At 58.6% G+C, this 16,830-nt stretch carries 13 protein-coding genes; all 13 read left to right on the top strand.

Annotated features, from left to right (window positions below; all coding sequences use genetic code 11):
• Nucleotides 1–13 precede the first annotated feature (13 nt).
• Nucleotides 14–2,002, top strand: a complete 1,989-nt coding sequence (locus ACTQ33_RS11205) for a 4Fe-4S binding protein (protein WP_441464679.1) — start codon at nucleotides 14–16, stop codon at nucleotides 2,000–2,002.
• The gene (locus tag ACTQ33_RS11210) at nucleotides 1,993–2,430 is read left to right on the top strand and encodes a hydrogenase iron-sulfur subunit (protein WP_441464680.1); all 438 of its coding nucleotides are present in this window, start codon (nucleotides 1,993–1,995) and stop codon (nucleotides 2,428–2,430) included. The genes ACTQ33_RS11205 and ACTQ33_RS11210 overlap by 10 nt, the downstream gene beginning before the upstream one ends.
• Nucleotides 2,418–3,398, top strand: a complete 981-nt coding sequence (locus tag ACTQ33_RS11215; protein WP_441464681.1) for a 4Fe-4S dicluster domain-containing protein — start codon at nucleotides 2,418–2,420, stop codon at nucleotides 3,396–3,398. The genes ACTQ33_RS11210 and ACTQ33_RS11215 overlap by 13 nt, the downstream gene beginning before the upstream one ends.
• Nucleotides 3,395–4,414 (top strand): 4Fe-4S dicluster domain-containing protein, encoded by a 1,020-nt coding sequence (locus tag ACTQ33_RS11220; protein ID WP_441464682.1) that lies wholly within the window; start codon nucleotides 3,395–3,397, stop codon nucleotides 4,412–4,414. Before ACTQ33_RS11215 ends, ACTQ33_RS11220 begins: the two co-directional genes overlap by 4 nt.
• A gap of 2 nt (nucleotides 4,415–4,416) precedes the next feature.
• On the top strand, nucleotides 4,417–5,244 hold the full coding sequence (locus ACTQ33_RS11225; RefSeq protein ID WP_441464737.1) for an FAD/NAD(P)-binding protein: 828 nt from the start codon (nucleotides 4,417–4,419) through the stop codon (nucleotides 5,242–5,244).
• A gap of 11 nt (nucleotides 5,245–5,255) precedes the next feature.
• Nucleotides 5,256–5,930 carry a 4Fe-4S dicluster domain-containing protein gene (locus ACTQ33_RS11230; protein WP_441464683.1) on the top strand — a complete coding sequence of 225 codons (675 nt, stop codon included), beginning with the start codon at nucleotides 5,256–5,258 and terminating at the stop codon, nucleotides 5,928–5,930.
• Between the two features lie 14 nt (nucleotides 5,931–5,944).
• A complete protein-coding gene (locus ACTQ33_RS11235; protein WP_441464684.1) occupies nucleotides 5,945–7,543 on the top strand; it encodes an FAD-dependent oxidoreductase in 1,599 nt (532 codons plus the stop codon).
• Nucleotides 7,544–7,617: 74 nt separating this feature from the next.
• On the top strand, nucleotides 7,618–8,439 hold the full coding sequence (locus ACTQ33_RS11240; RefSeq protein WP_441464685.1) for an amidohydrolase family protein: 822 nt from the start codon (nucleotides 7,618–7,620) through the stop codon (nucleotides 8,437–8,439).
• 493 nt (nucleotides 8,440–8,932) lie between these two features.
• A complete protein-coding gene (locus tag ACTQ33_RS11245; RefSeq protein WP_441464686.1) occupies nucleotides 8,933–10,189 on the top strand; it encodes a zinc-binding dehydrogenase in 1,257 nt (418 codons plus the stop codon).
• 21 nt (nucleotides 10,190–10,210) lie between these two features.
• Nucleotides 10,211–12,217, top strand: a complete 2,007-nt coding sequence (locus ACTQ33_RS11250) for a 2-oxo acid dehydrogenase subunit E2 (protein WP_441464687.1) — start codon at nucleotides 10,211–10,213, stop codon at nucleotides 12,215–12,217.
• An 18-nt stretch (nucleotides 12,218–12,235) separates the two neighbouring features.
• Nucleotides 12,236–13,606, top strand: coding sequence for a dihydrolipoyl dehydrogenase (gene lpdA / locus ACTQ33_RS11255; protein WP_441464688.1), 1,371 nt, complete (start codon nucleotides 12,236–12,238; stop codon nucleotides 13,604–13,606).
• A gap of 56 nt (nucleotides 13,607–13,662) precedes the next feature.
• Nucleotides 13,663–16,134, top strand: a complete 2,472-nt coding sequence (locus ACTQ33_RS11260; protein WP_441464689.1) for an alpha-ketoacid dehydrogenase subunit alpha/beta — start codon at nucleotides 13,663–13,665, stop codon at nucleotides 16,132–16,134.
• A 3-nt stretch (nucleotides 16,135–16,137) separates the two neighbouring features.
• Nucleotides 16,138–16,800, top strand: a complete 663-nt coding sequence (locus tag ACTQ33_RS11265) for an HAD family hydrolase (RefSeq protein WP_441464690.1) — start codon at nucleotides 16,138–16,140, stop codon at nucleotides 16,798–16,800.
• The last annotated feature ends 30 nt before the right edge of the window (nucleotides 16,801–16,830 follow it).

Below are 16,830 nucleotides of genomic sequence, written 5' to 3' on the forward strand. Positions count from 1 at the left end.
GGAGGACAACGGAATGCAAAAAATCGGCGTATTCGTCTGTTGGTGTGGTACCAACATCGCCGCCACGGTAGATGTGAAGGCCGTGGCAGAGGCTCTTGGCAAGGAGCCTGGCGTGGTATTTGCCACAGACTATCAATATATGTGCTCCCAGGCGGGCCAGGATATGATCCGCGACGCCATTCAAGAGCATAACCTGGGCGGCGTGGTCATCTGCTCCTGCTCGCCCCGCATGCACGAGACCACCTTCCGCAAGACGGCAGAAAAGGCCGGCCTCAATCCCTATATGGTGGAGATTGCAAACATCCGTGAGCAATGTTCCTGGATTCACAAGGATATGCCCACTGCCACGGAAAAAGCCATTATCCTGGGCCGGGCCGCTATTGCCAAAGTGCATTTGAATGCTCCCCTGACAGCGGGCGAAAGTCCTGTCACCAAGCGGGCTCTGGTCATTGGCGGCGGTATCGCCGGTATCCAGACGGCTCTGGATATTGCCGACGCCGGGTTCCCCGTGGATATCGTGGAGAAGAAGCCCACCATCGGCGGCAAGATGACGCAGATCGACAAGACGTTCCCGACACTGGACTGCGCCGCCTGTATTTTGACTCCCAAGATGGTGGAGGCCGCCCAGAACGAGAATATCCGCATCTTCTCCTACTCGGAGGTGGATTCCGTCAAGGGCTTTGTGGGCAACTTCCACGCCACCATCCGCCGCAAGGCCCGCTATGTCAAGGAGGACGTCTGCACCGGCTGCGGCCTGTGTACCGAAAAATGTCCCCAGAAGAAAGTTCCCAACGAGTTCAACTTGGGTCTGGACAACCGTCGGGCCATCTACATCCCCTTTGCCCAGGCGGTGCCCAAGGTGGCTACCATCGACCCCAACTACTGCACCATGCTCAAAAGCGGCAAGTGCGGCGTCTGCGCCAAGGTCTGTACGGCCGGCGCCATTGACTATAAGCAGCAGGACGAGTTCATCGAAGAGGATTACGGCGCGATTGTTGTGGCTACAGGCTTCAATCCCATCAAGCTGGACCGCTACGATGAGTATGCCTATTCCCAGAGCCCCGATGTGGTGACGTCTCTGGAGTTCGAGCGCCTCATGAATGCTGCCGGTCCTACTGCCGGTACGCTGCTGCGCCCCTCTGATGGCGAACATCCCCATACGCTGGTTTTTGTCCAGTGCGTCGGCTCCCGTGAGACGAGAGACTGCGGCAAGCCCTACTGCTCCAAAATCTGCTGCATGTATACGGCCAAGCACGCCATGTTGTGCAGAGAAAAATACCCCGATACGGAGGTCTATGTATTTTATATTGACGTCCGTACCCCCGGTAAAAACTTCGATGAATTCTATCGCAGGGCCGTGGAGGAATACGGCGTCCACTATATCAAAGGTATGGTGGGCAAGGTGGTTCCTGAAAACGGCAAGCTGAAGGTCCAGGCGTCGGATTTGCTGAGCAATGAACAAATCCATATCGATGCCGATATGGTCATCCTGGCCGCGGCGATTGAACCCGACGAGAGCGCCCGCTCCATTGCCACCATGCTGACGGCCTCCATGGACACCAACGACTTCTTCACCGAGGCCCATCCCAAGCTGCGTCCCGTGGAGAGCCCCACCGCCGGTATTTTCCTGTCCGGTGTCTGCCAGGGCCCCAAGGATATCCCCGAGACCGTGGCCCAGGCCGGTGCTGCCGCCTCCAAGGTCATCGGCCTGCTGGCAAAAGACCATCTGATGTGCAATCCCTGTGTGGCGGAGGCCAACGAGCTTATGTGCAACGGCTGCTCCAGCTGTGAAAAGGTCTGTCCCTACGGTGCCATCACCTATAGTGATAAAGAGTTCCCCGGACCCAACCGCACCCGGGTGCTGCGCCGGGTGGCGTCGGTCAATCCGGCGGTCTGCCAGGGCTGCGGCGCTTGTACGGTGGCCTGTCCCAGCGGCGCCATGGACCTGAAGGGATTCTCGACAAGCCAGATCATGGCGGAGGTGGATGCCATATGCAAGTAAACAATGAATTCAAGCCCACCATTGTGGCATTCTGCTGCAACTGGTGTTCCTATGCCGGTGCTGACCTGTCGGGCACCAACCGCCTGAACTATCCGGCCAATGTGAAAATCATCCGCGTACCCTGCTCCTGCCGTGTCAATCCTATGTTTATCCTGCGGGCGTTCCAGCGGGGAGCCGACGGCGTGATCATCTGCGGCTGTCACCCCGGCGACTGCCACTACACCACCGGTAACTACTACGCCCGCCGCCGTATGACGCTGCTGTTCTCCATGCTGGATTACCTGGGCATCGAGAAGGGCCGTACCCGTGTGGAATGGGTCTCCGCCGCCGAAGGCGCGAAGTTTGCCGCCACCATGAACGAGTTTGTGGAGACGGTGACCAAGCTGGGCGAGAACAAGAGACTGGAGGACCTGAGATGCAAGAACTGATCAAAGCAAAGGCCATCGAGCTGCTGGAAAACGGCACGGTGGATCGGGTCCTGGGCTGGAAAGCCGGTGAATTCTTCTACGATCTGACCCCGGCTGTGTTCACGAGCCGGGAAGAAATCGAAAAGGACTTCGTCTACTCTGTGTTCTCCGGCGCGAACCTCTCCAAGTATCTCATTAAAGAGAGCCGCAAGGACGGCAAGGTGGCGGCGTTTCTGAAGCCCTGCGATACCTACTCGTTCAATCAACTTTTGAAAGAGCACCGCATTTGGCGGGATCATGTGTATGTGGTGGGTATCGCCTGTGACGGTATGTGTGACATGGAGAAAATCCGTGCCGCCGGAGCGAAAGGCGTTCTAAGCGTGGAGCGGGACGGCGATACCCTGAAAATCGAGACCCTCTACGGCCCCATGACCATGACCAAGGCGGATGCCGAGGCGGAGCGCTGTGTCTGCTGCAAAAGCCGCAAGCTGGTGGCCTATGACGAGAAAATCGGCGAGGACGGCGATGTGATTGAGAACTCCGGCCGCTTCGATATGGTTGCCAAGCTGGAGGCCATGACCCCCGATGAGCGGTACGCGTTCTGGCAGGGGGAGCTGAGCAAGTGCATCCGCTGCAATGCCTGCCGCGACGTCTGCCCCGCCTGTACCTGTGAGAAGTGCGTCTTTGACAATCCCAAATCCGGCATTGCCCAAAAGGCCGCCGTCAACAGCTTTGAAGAGAGCATGTACCACATTATCCGGGCGTTTCATGTGGCATCCCGCTGTACCGACTGTGGCGAATGTTCCCGGGTCTGCCCCCAGAACATCCCCCTGCACCTGCTGAACCGGAAGTTTATCAAGGATATCAATGAGCTGTATGGTGAGTACCAGTCCGGTGCGGACCTGGAGACGCGGCCCCCGCTGATGAACTTCACCCAGGAGGACTGCGAGCCCTCCGTGGTCTATGAGAGAGGAGGGAAACAGGCATGAAGCAGCTGTCCCTGTCCAAATTGCATGAACTGTTTGCCGCCATGGCGGCCCAGCAGCAGCTGTACATTCCCGCCGACAAGGGGGGCCAGGCCCAGTTCCTGCCCTATGTGGACGGCATGGAGCTGACCCAATCCCTCAATACGGCCCGCAGCGCCAAGGACCTGTTCTTCCCTCAGACGGAAAATATCGTGGGTTTCCAGGTTAACGGTACAGAGATCACCATAGAGGATACCCGGGACCCCGGCGCGCCTTTCGTGGTCTTCGGCGTCCGGGCCTGCGACGCCAGAAGCTTTGAGATTCTCGACCGGGTGTTTCTCAGTGACCCGGTGGATACCTTCTATGAGACACGCCGCGCCAACGGCACCGTAGTGACATTGGCCTGCACCCGGCCCGAAGAGACCTGCTTCTGCGGCGTCTTCGGCATCGACCCGGCCAACCCCGGCGGCGATGTGGCTGCCTGGATGGCAGGGGAGAACCTGTATCTGTGCGCCAATACCGAAAAGGGCGAGAAGCTGCTGAGCAGTCTGCCGCTGCTGTCCGACTGCGATGGCAACACTGTGGAGACGGTCCAGGCGGAGATTCATGCCATCACGGATAAGCTGCCCCTGAACAAGCTGGATTTGACCGGCTTTGACGGCGACCATCTGATGGAGCACTTCAACAATCCGGCCTGGTCCAAGCTGTCCGAATCCTGCCTGGGCTGTGGTACCTGTACCTTTGTCTGTCCCACCTGCCAGTGCTACGACGTCCGGGACTTTGATACGGGCCACGGTGTCCGCCGGTTCCGCTGCTGGGACAGCTGTATGTACTCCGACTTTACCATGATGGCCCACGGTACCAACCGTCCGACGCAAAAGGAGCGGTTCCGCCAGCGGTTCATGCACAAGCTGGTGTACTTTCCGTCCAATAATGACGGTATTTATGGCTGCGTCGGCTGCGGCCGCTGCCTGGCCAAGTGCCCCATTTCCATGAACATCGTTAAAGTCGCTAAGACGCTGGGGGAGGGAACGAAATGACAATGAGAAAGGACCCTCTGATCCCCATGATCGGCGTGGTCACCGACATTCGTATGGACACGCCGGACGTCAAGACCTTCCGGGTGGTGGGCCTGGACGGCAAGAAGCCCTTTGAGCATATCCCCGGCCAGTGTGCCATGCTGTCCATGCCGGGCATCGGCGAGGCGCTGTTCTCCATCACCTCGTCACCCACCAATGAGGACTATCTGGAATTCTCCATCAAAAAGTGCGGCTGTGTCACCACCTGGCTCCATGAGATGGAGCCGGGCCGTCAGGTAACCCTCCGCGGCCCCTATGGCAATGGCTTCCCGGTGGATACGGAGTTAAGGGGCAAGGACCTGCTGATCATTGCCGGCGGCATCGGTCTGGCGCCGGTCCGGTCTGTTATCAACTATGTCCGGGCGAACCGGGCCAACTACGGCACATTGGATATCGTCTACGGCTCCCGCAGCAAGGACGATCTGGTGGACTACGCCGAAATCATTGACGAGTGGTGCAAGGAGGACGGTATCAATGTCCACCTGACCATCGACCGGGAGCAGGAGGGCTGGGACGGCCATGTGGGCTTCGTTCCCAATTACGTCAAGGAGCTGAACTTCGACACCTCCAAAACCGTGGTCATGTGCGGCCCTCCGATTATGATTAAATTCACCCTGGCGGGCCTGGAAGAATTGGGATTCCGGCGGGATCAGGTGTACACCACCTTTGAATTGAAAATGAAGTGTGCCCTGGGCAAGTGCGGTCGGTGCAACATCGGTGACAAGTATGTGTGCAAGGACGGTCCCGTCTTCCGCCTGGACCAGATGAGCGAACTGCCGGATGAATATTAAGGAGAATTTCGATGGAACAAATGGTTAACGTCTTCCTGTTCGGAAAGAAATATGAAGTCCCGGAAAGCCTGACCATCATGGAGGCCATGGAGTATTCCGGCTACCAGCTGGTGCGGGGCTGCGGCTGCCGCAACGGCTTCTGCGGCGCCTGCGCCACCATCTACCGCATTGCCGGCGACCGGGAGCTGAAGGCGTGTCTCGCCTGCTCCACCAAGGTGGAGAACAATATGTACGTGGCCACTTTGCCGTATTTCCCCCTGGTCAAGGAGGTCTACGACATTGAGAAGATCAAGCCCACAGAGCAGATCATGATGCAGCTGTATCCGGAGATCTACGCCTGTGTCGGCTGCAATGCCTGCACCAAGGCTTGCTCTCAGGGCCTCAACGTCATGCAGTACATCGCCTATGCGCAGCGAGGCGAATATGAGAAGTGTGCCGAGGAGTCCTTCGACTGCGTCATGTGCGGCATCTGCTCCTCCCGCTGTCCCGCCGGCATCTCCCATCCCCAGGTGGCCATGCTGGCCCGCCGCCTCAACGGTAAGTATCTGGCTCCCCACTGTGACCACTTGGATGATCGCATTCGGGAAATCGCCGAGGGCAAGTATGAGAAGCTCATTGAAGATCTCATGCAAAAGCCGCTCAGCGAGATCAAGGAGCTGTACAACAACCGTGAGATCGAGAAATAAGGAGGGAGCTTCCCATGTATCAGGATAAAATCATGCAGGAGTCCATCCGCAAGGTGGAGGCGGCCCGGGCCGAAAATGTGAAGCTGGACCCCAGAAGAATGACAGCCGAGGAGAAAGAGAAGCTGCTGGCTACTTATCATCCTGACTACCGTCAGGAGCAGTTCACTCTGCTGCAAATGGGTCCCAACAAGGGCGAAAAGGTGCCGGTGGAGCTGGCGGCATTGCTGCAAGCCCACTCCCGCATCCGCGATCTGACCATCGACCTGGAGCATCCCGACTATGATGTGGATGTGCTGGTCATCGGCGGCGGCGGCGCCGGTGCATCGGCGGCCATCGAGGCCCACAACGGCGGCGCCAACGTTATGGTGGTTACCAAGCTGCGCATGGGCGACGCCAATACTATGATGGCTGAGGGCGGCATCCAGGCTGCCGACAAGCCCAACGACAGCCCGGCCCAGCATTTCCTGGACGCCTTTGGCGGCGGCCACTTCGCGGCCCAGAAAGACCTGCTGCAAAAGCTGGTCACCGAGGCTCCCGAGGCCATCCGCTGGCTCAGTGAGTTGGGTGTGGAGTTCGATAAAGCGCCGGACGGCACCATGATTACCACCCACGGCGGCGGTACCTCCCGCAAGCGCATGCACGCCGCCAAGGACTACTCCGGCGCGGAAATTATGCGGACCCTTCGGGATGAAGTGCTGAACCGGGGTATCCCCGTGGTGGACTTCACCGCCGCCATTGAGCTCATTAAGGATGAGGACGGTAAGTGTGCCGGTGCAGTGCTCCGCAACATGGAGACCGAGGAAATTCTCGTGGCCCGGGCCAAAACGGTCATCATTGCCACCGGCGGTGCGGGACGGCTCCATTACCAGGGCTTCCCCACCTCCAACCACTACGGCGCCACCGCCGACGGTCTAATTTTGGGCTATCGGGCCGGAGCCAAGCTGTTGTACCCCGATACCCACCAATACCATCCCACGGGCGCGGCGTTCCCGGCACAGATTTTCGGTGCATTGGTGACGGAGAAGGTCCGTTCCATCGGCGCCATGCTGATTAACGTCAACGGTGAAGCCTTTATGAACCCCCTGGAGACCCGTGACGTGGCCGCTGCCTCCATCATCCGGGAGTGCTCCGACCGGGGTAACGGCGTCAAGACACCTGCCGGTTACGCCGTGTGGCTGGACACCCCCATGATCGAGATGAAGCACGGCGAGGGCACCATTGAAAAGCGGATTCCCGCCATGATGCGAATGTTCGGCAAGTTCGGCATTGATATCCGCAAGGAGCCCATTCTGGTCTATCCGACGCTGCACTATCAGAACGGTGGTCTGAAGATCACCAGCGACGGTATGACCGACGTGGAAAATCTGTTCGTGGCCGGTGAGGCTGTTGGCGGTATCCATGGCCGTAACCGCCTGATGGGCAACAGCCTGCTGGATATCATTGTCTTCGGCCGCAACGCCGGTCGCAACGCTTCGGCCAAGGCCAAGGGCGTTACCGTGGGTAAGCTGACGCTGTCCCATGTGGCGCAGTTTGAAAAAGAGCTGGCCGACGCCGGTATCGAAACCGATGCGGTGTCTCCCAAGCTGCTGCCCGACTACGCCCGCCGCGGCTAATTCTTATACAGCAAATGCGTCACTGGTAAAGTGGCGCTTTTGCTGTTTCTAAATGCAAGGAAGGTTTTACAATTATGTATCCCATCATCGACGCCCACTGTCATATCTATCCGGAGGCCATTGCCAAAAAAGCGGCCAACGCCACCGGTCGTTTTTACGACGGCCTGCCGTCCACCTGCGACGGCACCGTGGACACGCTGCTGCGGGAAGGGGAGCGGTGCGGCATTGCACATTTTCTGGTCCAATCTGTGGCCACCAAGCCGGAACAGGTCCGGTCCATCAATGAATTTATCGCCCGGGAAGTGGCGGACCACCCGGACAAGCTGACGGGCTTCGGTACATTGCACCCGGACAGCCCCGATATGGAAGGGGATGTGAACCATCTGCTGGAGCTGGGGCTGAAAGGCGTCAAGCTCCATCCCGATATCCAGCAATTTAAAATTGACGACTACCGCTGTCTGCGGATTTACGACCTGTGTGAGGGGCGGCTGCCCATCCTGATGCACACCGGTGACAGCCGCTTTGACTATTCCAATCCTAACCGGCTTTTACCCATCTTGGAAATCTATAAGAATCTGACGGTCATCGGCGCCCATTTTGGCGGGTATTCTATGTGGGATGAAGCGGAGTCCCGGCTGGTGGGTCTGCCCAACCTGTATGTCGACTGCTCCTCCACCCGGTTTGCTGTATCTGATGAAAAGGTGGTGGAACTGATCCGGGCCTATGGCAGCGACCGGGTCCTATTTGGTACCGATTACCCCATGTGGTCCCCGGTGGAGGAGACAGCATGGTTTCTGGGGCTGCCCCTGACGGAGGAAGAACGACGCCGGATTCTCTATGAAAACGTCTGCAAGCTGTTATCCATTCCCGTACCGGCCCCGGTGGAGCGGCAGTAAAAAAATCACTGTCCGTCGAGAAACGGCGGACAACAGGGGACGGGGCGTGTTGTGGTTTGCCGATGCAACACATGGGGCGGCAGAGAGGGGCTGCCCGGAAAATTGCCGAATTTCTTGGTTGTCGCGGTTAGGGGGGACGGAATAACTACTTTTTTTCAGTCAATACGCCGTTTTGGTGGTATAGATGCAGGAAAACATGAGTGGTTGTATGTGGATTTACGGAAAACAACATGAAACCACAAAAATGATTTTACCTAAAAAGGTTTTTATTTTTCGGAGTTTTGAAAAAAATCACCATGGACACTCTTATAAGTTTTTTTGAACTTTTTCGTCTCTATGAAAAAAATGTGGATTATCGAGGTTTTGGTGTTGACATTGTGTTTGGTTTGGCGTACAATACGAATGAAACAATACAATACAACATTTAGAGCCCGTTGCAACCGCCAAATACAGCTATGCTGCGCGGTATCGTCATAGAAAGGATGAAAACAACATGAAAACAAGAGCAGTTCGTCTGTACGGTAAAGAGGACCTCCGTTTGGAGGAATTCGAGCTCCCAGCCATCCAGGACAATGAGATTCTGGCCCGCGTGGTCTCCGACAGCATCTGCATGTCCTCCTTCAAGGCGGCCGAGCAGGGCGCCGACCACAAGCGCGTTCCCAACAATGTGGCGGAACATCCCGTCATCATCGGCCATGAGTTCTGCGGCGAGATCGTAGAGGTGGGCGCCAAGTGGCAGAGCCAGTTCAAGGCCGGTCAGAAGTTTGCCATCCAGCCCGCTCTGAACTATAAGGGCAGCTTGGACGCTCCCGGCTACTCCTATCAGTACATCGGCGGCGATGCCACCTACATCATCATCCCCCATGAGGTTATGGAAATGGGCTGCCTGCTGCCCTATGAGGCCAACAGCTTCTTTGGTGGTTCCCTGACCGAACCCCTGAGCTGCGTCATCGGTACCTTCCATGCCATGTACCATACGGTCCGCGGCTCCTACGAGCACGCCATGGGCATCCGTGAGGGCGGCAGCATGGCCATCCTGGCCGGTGTGGGCCCCATGGGTCTGGCCGCTATTGACTACATCATCCACTGTGACCGCCGTCCCGGCTTCTTGGTGGTCACTGACATCGACGACGCCCGTCTGGCCCGCGCGGAGAAGCTGCTGAGCCCTGAGGAGGCCAAGAAGAACGGCGTCACCCTGATTTACAAGAACACTCGCGAGGGAGACCCTGTGGCGGAGCTGAAAGAGCTCAACGGCGGCAAGGGCTATGATGACGTTCTGTGCTTCGCGCCTGTGGCCGCGGTGGTGCAGCAGGCGGACGCCCTTCTGGGCGACGATGGCTGCCTGAACTTCTTCGCCGGTCCTCAGGACCCCAAGTTCTCCGCCATGTTCAATTTCTATAATGTCCATTACGCCTCCACCCATGTGGTGGGTACCTCCGGCGGCAATACTGCCGATATGATCGAAGCTCTGGAGATGATCGGCCAGGGCAAGCTGGACCCCTCCATTCTGGTCACCCACATCGGCGGACTCAACGCGGTTATCGAGACGACTTTAAATCTGCCCAAGGTTCCCGGCGGCAAGAAGCTCATCTACACCGGTATTGCGATGCCCCTGACGGCCATTGCCGACTTTGAGGAGAAAGGCAAGACCGATCCCATGTATGCCGAACTGGCCAAGCTGGTGGCCAAGACCAACGGCCTGTGGAACGCGGAGGCGGAAGCCTACCTGCTGAAAACTTTGACGAAATAATACTTAGGAGTGAATGATAATATGGCAGAAGGAGTACTGATGCCCAAAGCCGGCATCACCGTAGAATCCTGTATCATCGGCCAGTGGAAGAAGAACGTCGGCGACCCGGTGGCCATAGGCGATGTCCTCTTCACCTATGAGACGGACAAGGCGGAGTTTGAGTGCGAGTCCACCGCCGCCGGTACCCTGCTGGAGCAGTTCTATCAGGAGGGCGACGAGGTGCCCTGCCTGGTGAATGTCTGCGCTGTGGGTAATCCCGGCGAGGATGTGTCCGCGCTCCGCGGCGCCACCGGTTCGGCTGAACCTACCGCTGCTCCCGCCGCCGCCCCTGCTGCTGCACCGGCTCCCGCAGCTGCCGCCCCGGCCGCTTCCGGCCCTGTGGCACAGCCTGTGGTTATGCCCAAGGCTGGTATCACAGTGGAATCCTGCATCATCGGCCAGTGGAAGAAGAATGTGGGCGACGCCGTGGCTGTGGGCGACATCCTCTTTACATACGAGACCGACAAGGCAGAGTTCGAGTGCGAATCCACCGCCGCCGGTACGCTGCTGGCGAAGTTCTACGAGGACGGCGACGAAGTGCCCTGCCTGGTAAATGTCTGTGCTGTGGGCAACCCCGGTGAGGATTTTGAATGCCTGCGCGGCGGTTCCGGCGCTCCCGCCGCCCCTGCTGCGGCCCCTGCCGCTGCGGCGCCTGCGGTGGCTGCTCCGGCTGCTGCCGCCCCTGCCGGCCCTGCCGCCGTGGCCGTGGTTATGCCCAAGGCTGGTATTACGGTGGAATCCTGCATCATCGGCCAGTGGAAGAAGAATGTGGGCGACGCCGTGGCGGTGGGCGACATCCTCTTTACATACGAGACCGATAAGGCGGAGTTTGAGTGCGAATCCACCGCCGCCGGTACGCTGCTGGCAAAGTTCTATGAGGACGGCGACGAGGTGCCCTGCCTGGATAATGTCTGTGCTGTGGGTAACCCCGGCGACGCGTTTGAGTTCCTGCGTCCCGGTTCCACCGAGACAGCTCCCGTGGCGGCCCCTGCGGCTGCCGCTCAGGCTCCCGTTGCTGCTGCACCGGCTGCTGCCGTACCGGCTGCCGCTGCCGGTGTACCCGCCGATCCCGCAGCCATTTCGCCCAGAGCACGGGCTTTGGCTAAGAGCGCTGGCGTGCCTGCGGGTTACGCCACCGGTACCGGCCCCAACGGCCGCGTCATCGAGCGGGATATCCGCAAGCTGATGGAGGAGGGTGTCCCGGCGCCTGCTGTGGCCGCACCGGCCCCGGCTGCCGCACCGGCTCCCGTCGCTGCTGCTCCGGCCCCTGCCGCCGTCGCTCCCGCTGCCGAGGCCGAGTACGAGGACGTGAAGTTCAACGCGGTCCGCCGCGCCACGGCCAAGGGCATGATGAAGTCCCTGAGCACGATGGCTCAGCTGTCTTTGCAGTTCAGCTTCGATGCTACCCAGGTCCAGGCTTACCGTAAGATGCTCAAGGCCATGGAAGGCCCCATGAGCAAGATTTCCCTCAACGACATGGTGCTCTTTGCCGTCTCCCGGACTATTTTGGGCCATGGCGATCTGAACGCCAACGTTATCGAGGAGAATTCTGTCCGCCGGTTCAAGCACGTCCATCTGGGCTTTGCCTGCGACACACCCCGTGGCCTGCTGGTGCCCACCATCTTTAACGCCGAGAAGAAGTCTCTGCTGGAGATTTCCATGGAGTGCAAGGCGCTGGCTGCCGAGGCCAGAGACGGCGCCATCGCTCCCGACAAGCTTCAGGGCGCGACGTTTACCGTTTCCAATCTGGGTTCCATGGGCTGCGAAGCCTTTACCCCCGTCATCAACCCGCCCCAGACCGGTATTCTGGGCGTCTGCAACATTGAGACGAAGATCAAGTCGGCCAAGGATGGCGCCATTGCAACATATCCTGCCATGGGTCTGTCCCTGACTTTCGACCACCGCGTGGTGGACGGCGCACCTGCCGCCCGCTTCATGTCGGAGCTGTGCAAGAATTTGGAGAATTTTATGACATTGTTGGCCCAATAAGACAGGAGTGAAATGCCTATGGATAAATTTGATGTAGTGGTCATTGGCGGCGGTCCCGGCGGCTATCTTTGCGCCGAACGGGCGGCCCAGGGGGGGCTCAAGGCGGCGGTCATCGAGCAGAGAAGTCTCGGCGGCGTCTGCGTCAACGAAGGCTGTATTCCCACAAAGAGTTTGCTCTACTGCGCCAAACAGTATGCGGCGGCCCGCCACGGCGCCGACTATGGCGTGCTTACCGGGGAGGTCCGGTACGATCATGCCAAGGTGGTTCAGCGGAAAAACAAGGTGATCAAAACGTTGATCTCCGGCATCGGCGTCACCATGTCGAGCCACAACATCAAGGTATATACGGCGACGGCCCGCATTCAGGGCCGCGCCGCAGACGGAACCTTTACGGTGTATGCCGGAGAGGAACTGATTGCCGCCGACCGGCTGGTGATTGCCACCGGTTCCGTAACGGCAGTCCCGCCGGTAACGGGTTTGAAAGAGGGGCTTGCCTCTGGTTTTGTATTGACGAATCGGGAGATTTTAGACTTGCAGGAACTGCCCGACAGTTTGGTTTGTATCGGCGGCGGTGTCATCGGCTTGGAAATGGCCTGCTACTTCGCCGCTGTGGGCGTCAAGGTGACAGTCATCGAAATGATGGACAAGATCGCCGGCCCCACCGACGTAGAGATCTGCAAGACGCTGATGAAGACGTATGAGAAGGAGGGCATGGAATTCAAGCTGTCGGCCAAGGTGTTGGAAATCGGCAAGGATTCCGTGACCTATGAGGACGCAACGGGGAAGCACACCCTGGCCTGCGGCAAAGTCCTCCTGTCCGCCGGACGGCGGGCCAATGTGGAGGGCGTGGGCCTGGAAGTCCTGGGAGTGGAAACCGTGCGCGGTGCGGTGGTCACCGACCGACACCTTTGCACCAACGTCCCCGGCGTCTACGCCATCGGTGATTGCAACGGCAAGCTGATGCTGGCCCATACGGCCTATCGGGAAGCCGAAGTGGCGGTCAACCATATGCTGGGCGTCAAGGATGAGATGCGCTATGAGGCCATCCCCTCCGTCATCTACACCAACCCGGAGGTGGCCAGCGTCGGCGAGACCAAGGCCAGCGCCGAGCAGAAGGGTATGCGGGTCAAAGAGGTCAAAGCCCCTATGATGTACTCCGGCCGCTATGTGGCCGAGACCATGAACGGCGACGGCTTCTGCAAGCTGGTCTATGACCTGGACCGCAATTGCCTGGTGGGCGTCCATATGATCGGTTCCTATGCGTCGGAAATGATTTACGGCGCGGCCATGATGCTGGAAACACAGCTGCCGGCGTCCCAGTTGAAAAAACTTGTCTTCCCGCACCCCACCGTCTGCGAAGTCATCCGTGAGGCATTGTTCAAGCTGTAATTTGGTCATTGAATCCATCTGATATAGAATCCATAATAGAAAGGATCGTAATTTCCATGCCCAAGTCTTTGTACGTCGATCCGGTAGCCACCAGAGCACCGGGCAAAATCCATTTTGAGGATATTCCTGTTTGCGCCTACAACAAGACCATTGCCGAGGAGCGCGCCAACTTCTCCGATGAGGACCTGGTTCGCATCTACCGCGATATCACCATCCTCCGGGAATTTGAGAATATGCTGAACCTGATCAAGACCCAGGCCAGCTATAACGGCATCGACACCACCTATCCCGGTCCTGCCCACCTGTCCCTGGGTCAGGAGGCCTCCTGCGTCGGTGAGGCGTATCTGCTGGATAAGGACGACTACATCTTCGGTTCTCACAGAAGCCACTCCGAGATTCTGGCCAAGAGCCTCAGCTGCATTGAGAAGATGAGCGATGACGAGCTTATGAAGGTCATGGAGAACTTCCTGGGCGGCAAGACCCTGCGGGCCGTGGAGAAATTCGGCAAGTGCGACAACGTCAAGGAATTGGCTATCCGCTTTGTGCTGTACGGTACTTTGGCTGAAATCTTTGCGCGGGAGCCCGGCTTCCATCATGGTATGGGCGGTTCCATGCACGCGTTCTTCCTGCCGTTCGGCGTGTATCCCAACAATGCCATTGTAGGCGGCAGCGCCACGATTTCCGCCGGTGCTGCTCTCTATAAGAAAGTCAATCAGAAGAAGGGTATCGTGGTCTGCAACATCGGCGACGCATCCCTGGGCTGCGGCCCCGTTTGGGAAGCCTTTAACTTCGCCGCCATGGACCAGCTGAAGACGCTCTGGGAGGAAGGCATGAAGGGCGGCCTGCCAGTCATCTTCAACATCTTTAATAACTCTTACGGCATGGGTGGCCAGACACGCGGCGAGACCATGGCCTATGATCTGCTGGCCCGGATCGGCGCCGGTATTACCCCCAACCAGATGCACGCCGAGCGTATCGACGGCTGGAACCCTCTGGCTGTCATCGATGCCTATAAGCGTAAGCTGGAGCTGCTGAAGAACAACGATGGCCCCGTCCTGCTGGATGTGGTGACTTACCGCCTGCTGGGCCACTCCACCTCCGACCAGAACGCCTACCGCACCAAAGAGGAGATCGAGGATTGGAGAAGCTACGATCCCATCATCAAGTACCGCCAGTCCCTGGTGGAGGCCGGTGTGGCCGAGGACTCCAAGTTTGAGGAAATCCTCAAGGAGACCTCCGAGCGGATGACCATGATCTGCAAGGCTGCTTCCGACAAGGGAATCTCCCCCTATGTGGACTTTGTCAAGGAACCCGACTATGTGGCCAACCTGATGTTCTCCAATGAGACCGTCCGTTCCATGGACCCCGAGGGCAAGGTCCGCGTGGATACGCCCAAGGAGGAGAACTCCCGCTGGAAGTCCGTCCAGAGCAAGGAGCGCAGCGCCTTCAAGAACGGCCAGCCCGTCTCCAAGATGAAGGTCTACAATATTCGTGACGCCATCTTCGAGCCCATGTTCAACAAGTACTACGAGGACCCGACCCTCATCGCCTACGGCGAGGATGTCCGCGACTGGGGCGGTGCTTACGCGGTCTACCGCGGCATGATGGAGTCCATCCCGTACTCCCGTCTATTCAATTCCCCCATCTCCGAGGCTGCCATCGTGGGCTCTGGTGTCGGTTATGCCATGTGCGGCGGCCGTGCGGTCATCGAGCTCATGTACTGCGACTTCATCGGCCGTGCCGGTGACGAGGTGTTCAACCAGATGTCCAAGTGGCAGGCCATGTCCGCCGGTATCCTGAAGATGCCGCTGGTCCTCCGCGTCTCTGTGGGCGCCAAGTACGGCGCACAGCACTCCCAGGACTGGGTGGCCATCGTCTCCCACATCCCCGGCCTGAAGGTCATGTTCCCCGCTACGCCTTACGAGGCCAAGGGCATTATGCAGGCCGCTCTGAACGGCACCGATCCCGTCATCATCTTCGAGTCCCAGCGTATCTACGATAAGGGCGAGGAGTTCCATGAGGGCGGCGTGCCTGTGGAGGAGTACGAGTGGCAGCCCGGCGCCGTCAACAAAGTGCGTGACGGCAAGGACCTGACCATCCTCACCATCGGCGCCACCCTGTACCGCGCCCTGGACGCTGCCAAGGAGCTGAGCGAGAAGTACGGCATGGAGGCCGACGTCATTAATATGCCGTCTCTGGTACCCCTGGACTACACCGATATTATTGCCTCCGTCAAGAAGACCGGCCGCGTGGTTCTGGCTTCCGACGCCTGCGCCAGAGGTTCCTTCCTCAACGATGTGGCCCAGAATATCAGCAATCTCTGCTTCGACTATCTGGATGCACCTCCCGTGGTGGTGGGCGCCAAGAACTGGATCACGCCTCCCTACGAGTTCGACGAGTTCTTCTTCCCGCAGGCTGAGTGGATCGTCGATGCGGTCAGCGCCAAGATCGTTCCCCTGGATGGCTACGTTTCCAAGATCACGCCCACCGAGGCCCAGTTCCTCAAGAACGCCAAGGCAGGTGTGTAATTCATGAGCGATACCCAGGTGAAAGCCGTTCTGTTTGATCTGGACGGCACCCTCCTGGATACGGTCAAAGACATCGGCACAGGTGCGAATCTCGCCCTGTGCCGACGCGGCTGTCCGGAATATCCGTTGGAGGACTACCGCGGCTTTGTGGGCCACGGTATCAAAAATCTGTTCCGTAAAATTGTGCCGGCTTCAGCCGGGGAGGAAGTCTATCAAAAAGCGCTGGACTTTTACCTCTCCTATTATCCGGATCATTGTATGGACCACACGGAGTTGTTTCCCGGCATTCGGGAGCTGCTGCACAAGTTACAGGCAGCAGGTTACCAGTTGGGTGTCATCACCAACAAGACCCAAGAGACGGCCCAGAAGATCATGGACCACTATTTCCCGGAGGTGGATTTTGCCTTTGTGTGGGGTCGAAGCGGAGACCGCCCGTTGAAGCCGGACCCGGCGGCGGGTACATTGGCCTGTGTGGAGCTGGGCGTCAAGCCGGAGGAGGTACTGTTCTTCGGCGATGGCGATACCGACATGGAATTTGCCGTCAACTCCGGATTTTGGCCGGTAGCCTGTAGTTGGGGCTACCGCAGCCGGGCGGAATTGACAGCAGCTGGCGCCCACCAGATTGTGGACACCACGGCAGAACTGGAGCAGATTCTGCATCTATAAAAGAAACGCTCTCTTCGGAGGGCGTTTCTT

Source organism: Candidatus Avoscillospira sp. LCP25S3_F1 (assembly GCF_052117125.1).
GTDB lineage: Bacteria > Bacillota > Clostridia > Oscillospirales > Oscillospiraceae > Avoscillospira_A.

Bases quoted from the DNA above. Each gene is read 5' to 3' on its own strand.
- ACTQ33_RS11220 (WP_441464682.1), top strand. From the start codon at position 3,395: ATGAAGCAGCTGTCCCTGTCCAAATTGCATGAACTGTTTGCCGCCATG.
- ACTQ33_RS11260 (WP_441464689.1), top strand. From the start codon at position 13,663: ATGCCCAAGTCTTTGTACGTCGATCCGGTAGCCACCAGAGCACCGGGC.
- ACTQ33_RS11210 (WP_441464680.1), top strand. From the start codon at position 1,993: ATGCAAGTAAACAATGAATTCAAGCCCACCATTGTGGCATTCTGCTGC.
- ACTQ33_RS11250 (WP_441464687.1), top strand. From the start codon at position 10,211: ATGGCAGAAGGAGTACTGATGCCCAAAGCCGGCATCACCGTAGAATCC.
- ACTQ33_RS11235 (WP_441464684.1), top strand. From the start codon at position 5,945: ATGTATCAGGATAAAATCATGCAGGAGTCCATCCGCAAGGTGGAGGCG.
- ACTQ33_RS11245 (WP_441464686.1), top strand. From the start codon at position 8,933: ATGAAAACAAGAGCAGTTCGTCTGTACGGTAAAGAGGACCTCCGTTTG.
- lpdA (WP_441464688.1), top strand. From the start codon at position 12,236: ATGGATAAATTTGATGTAGTGGTCATTGGCGGCGGTCCCGGCGGCTAT.
- ACTQ33_RS11240 (WP_441464685.1), top strand. From the start codon at position 7,618: ATGTATCCCATCATCGACGCCCACTGTCATATCTATCCGGAGGCCATT.
- ACTQ33_RS11205 (WP_441464679.1), top strand. From the start codon at position 14: ATGCAAAAAATCGGCGTATTCGTCTGTTGGTGTGGTACCAACATCGCC.
- ACTQ33_RS11230 (WP_441464683.1), top strand. From the start codon at position 5,256: ATGGAACAAATGGTTAACGTCTTCCTGTTCGGAAAGAAATATGAAGTC.
- ACTQ33_RS11265 (WP_441464690.1), top strand. From the start codon at position 16,138: ATGAGCGATACCCAGGTGAAAGCCGTTCTGTTTGATCTGGACGGCACC.
- ACTQ33_RS11225 (WP_441464737.1), top strand. From the start codon at position 4,417: ATGAGAAAGGACCCTCTGATCCCCATGATCGGCGTGGTCACCGACATT.
- ACTQ33_RS11215 (WP_441464681.1), top strand. From the start codon at position 2,418: ATGCAAGAACTGATCAAAGCAAAGGCCATCGAGCTGCTGGAAAACGGC.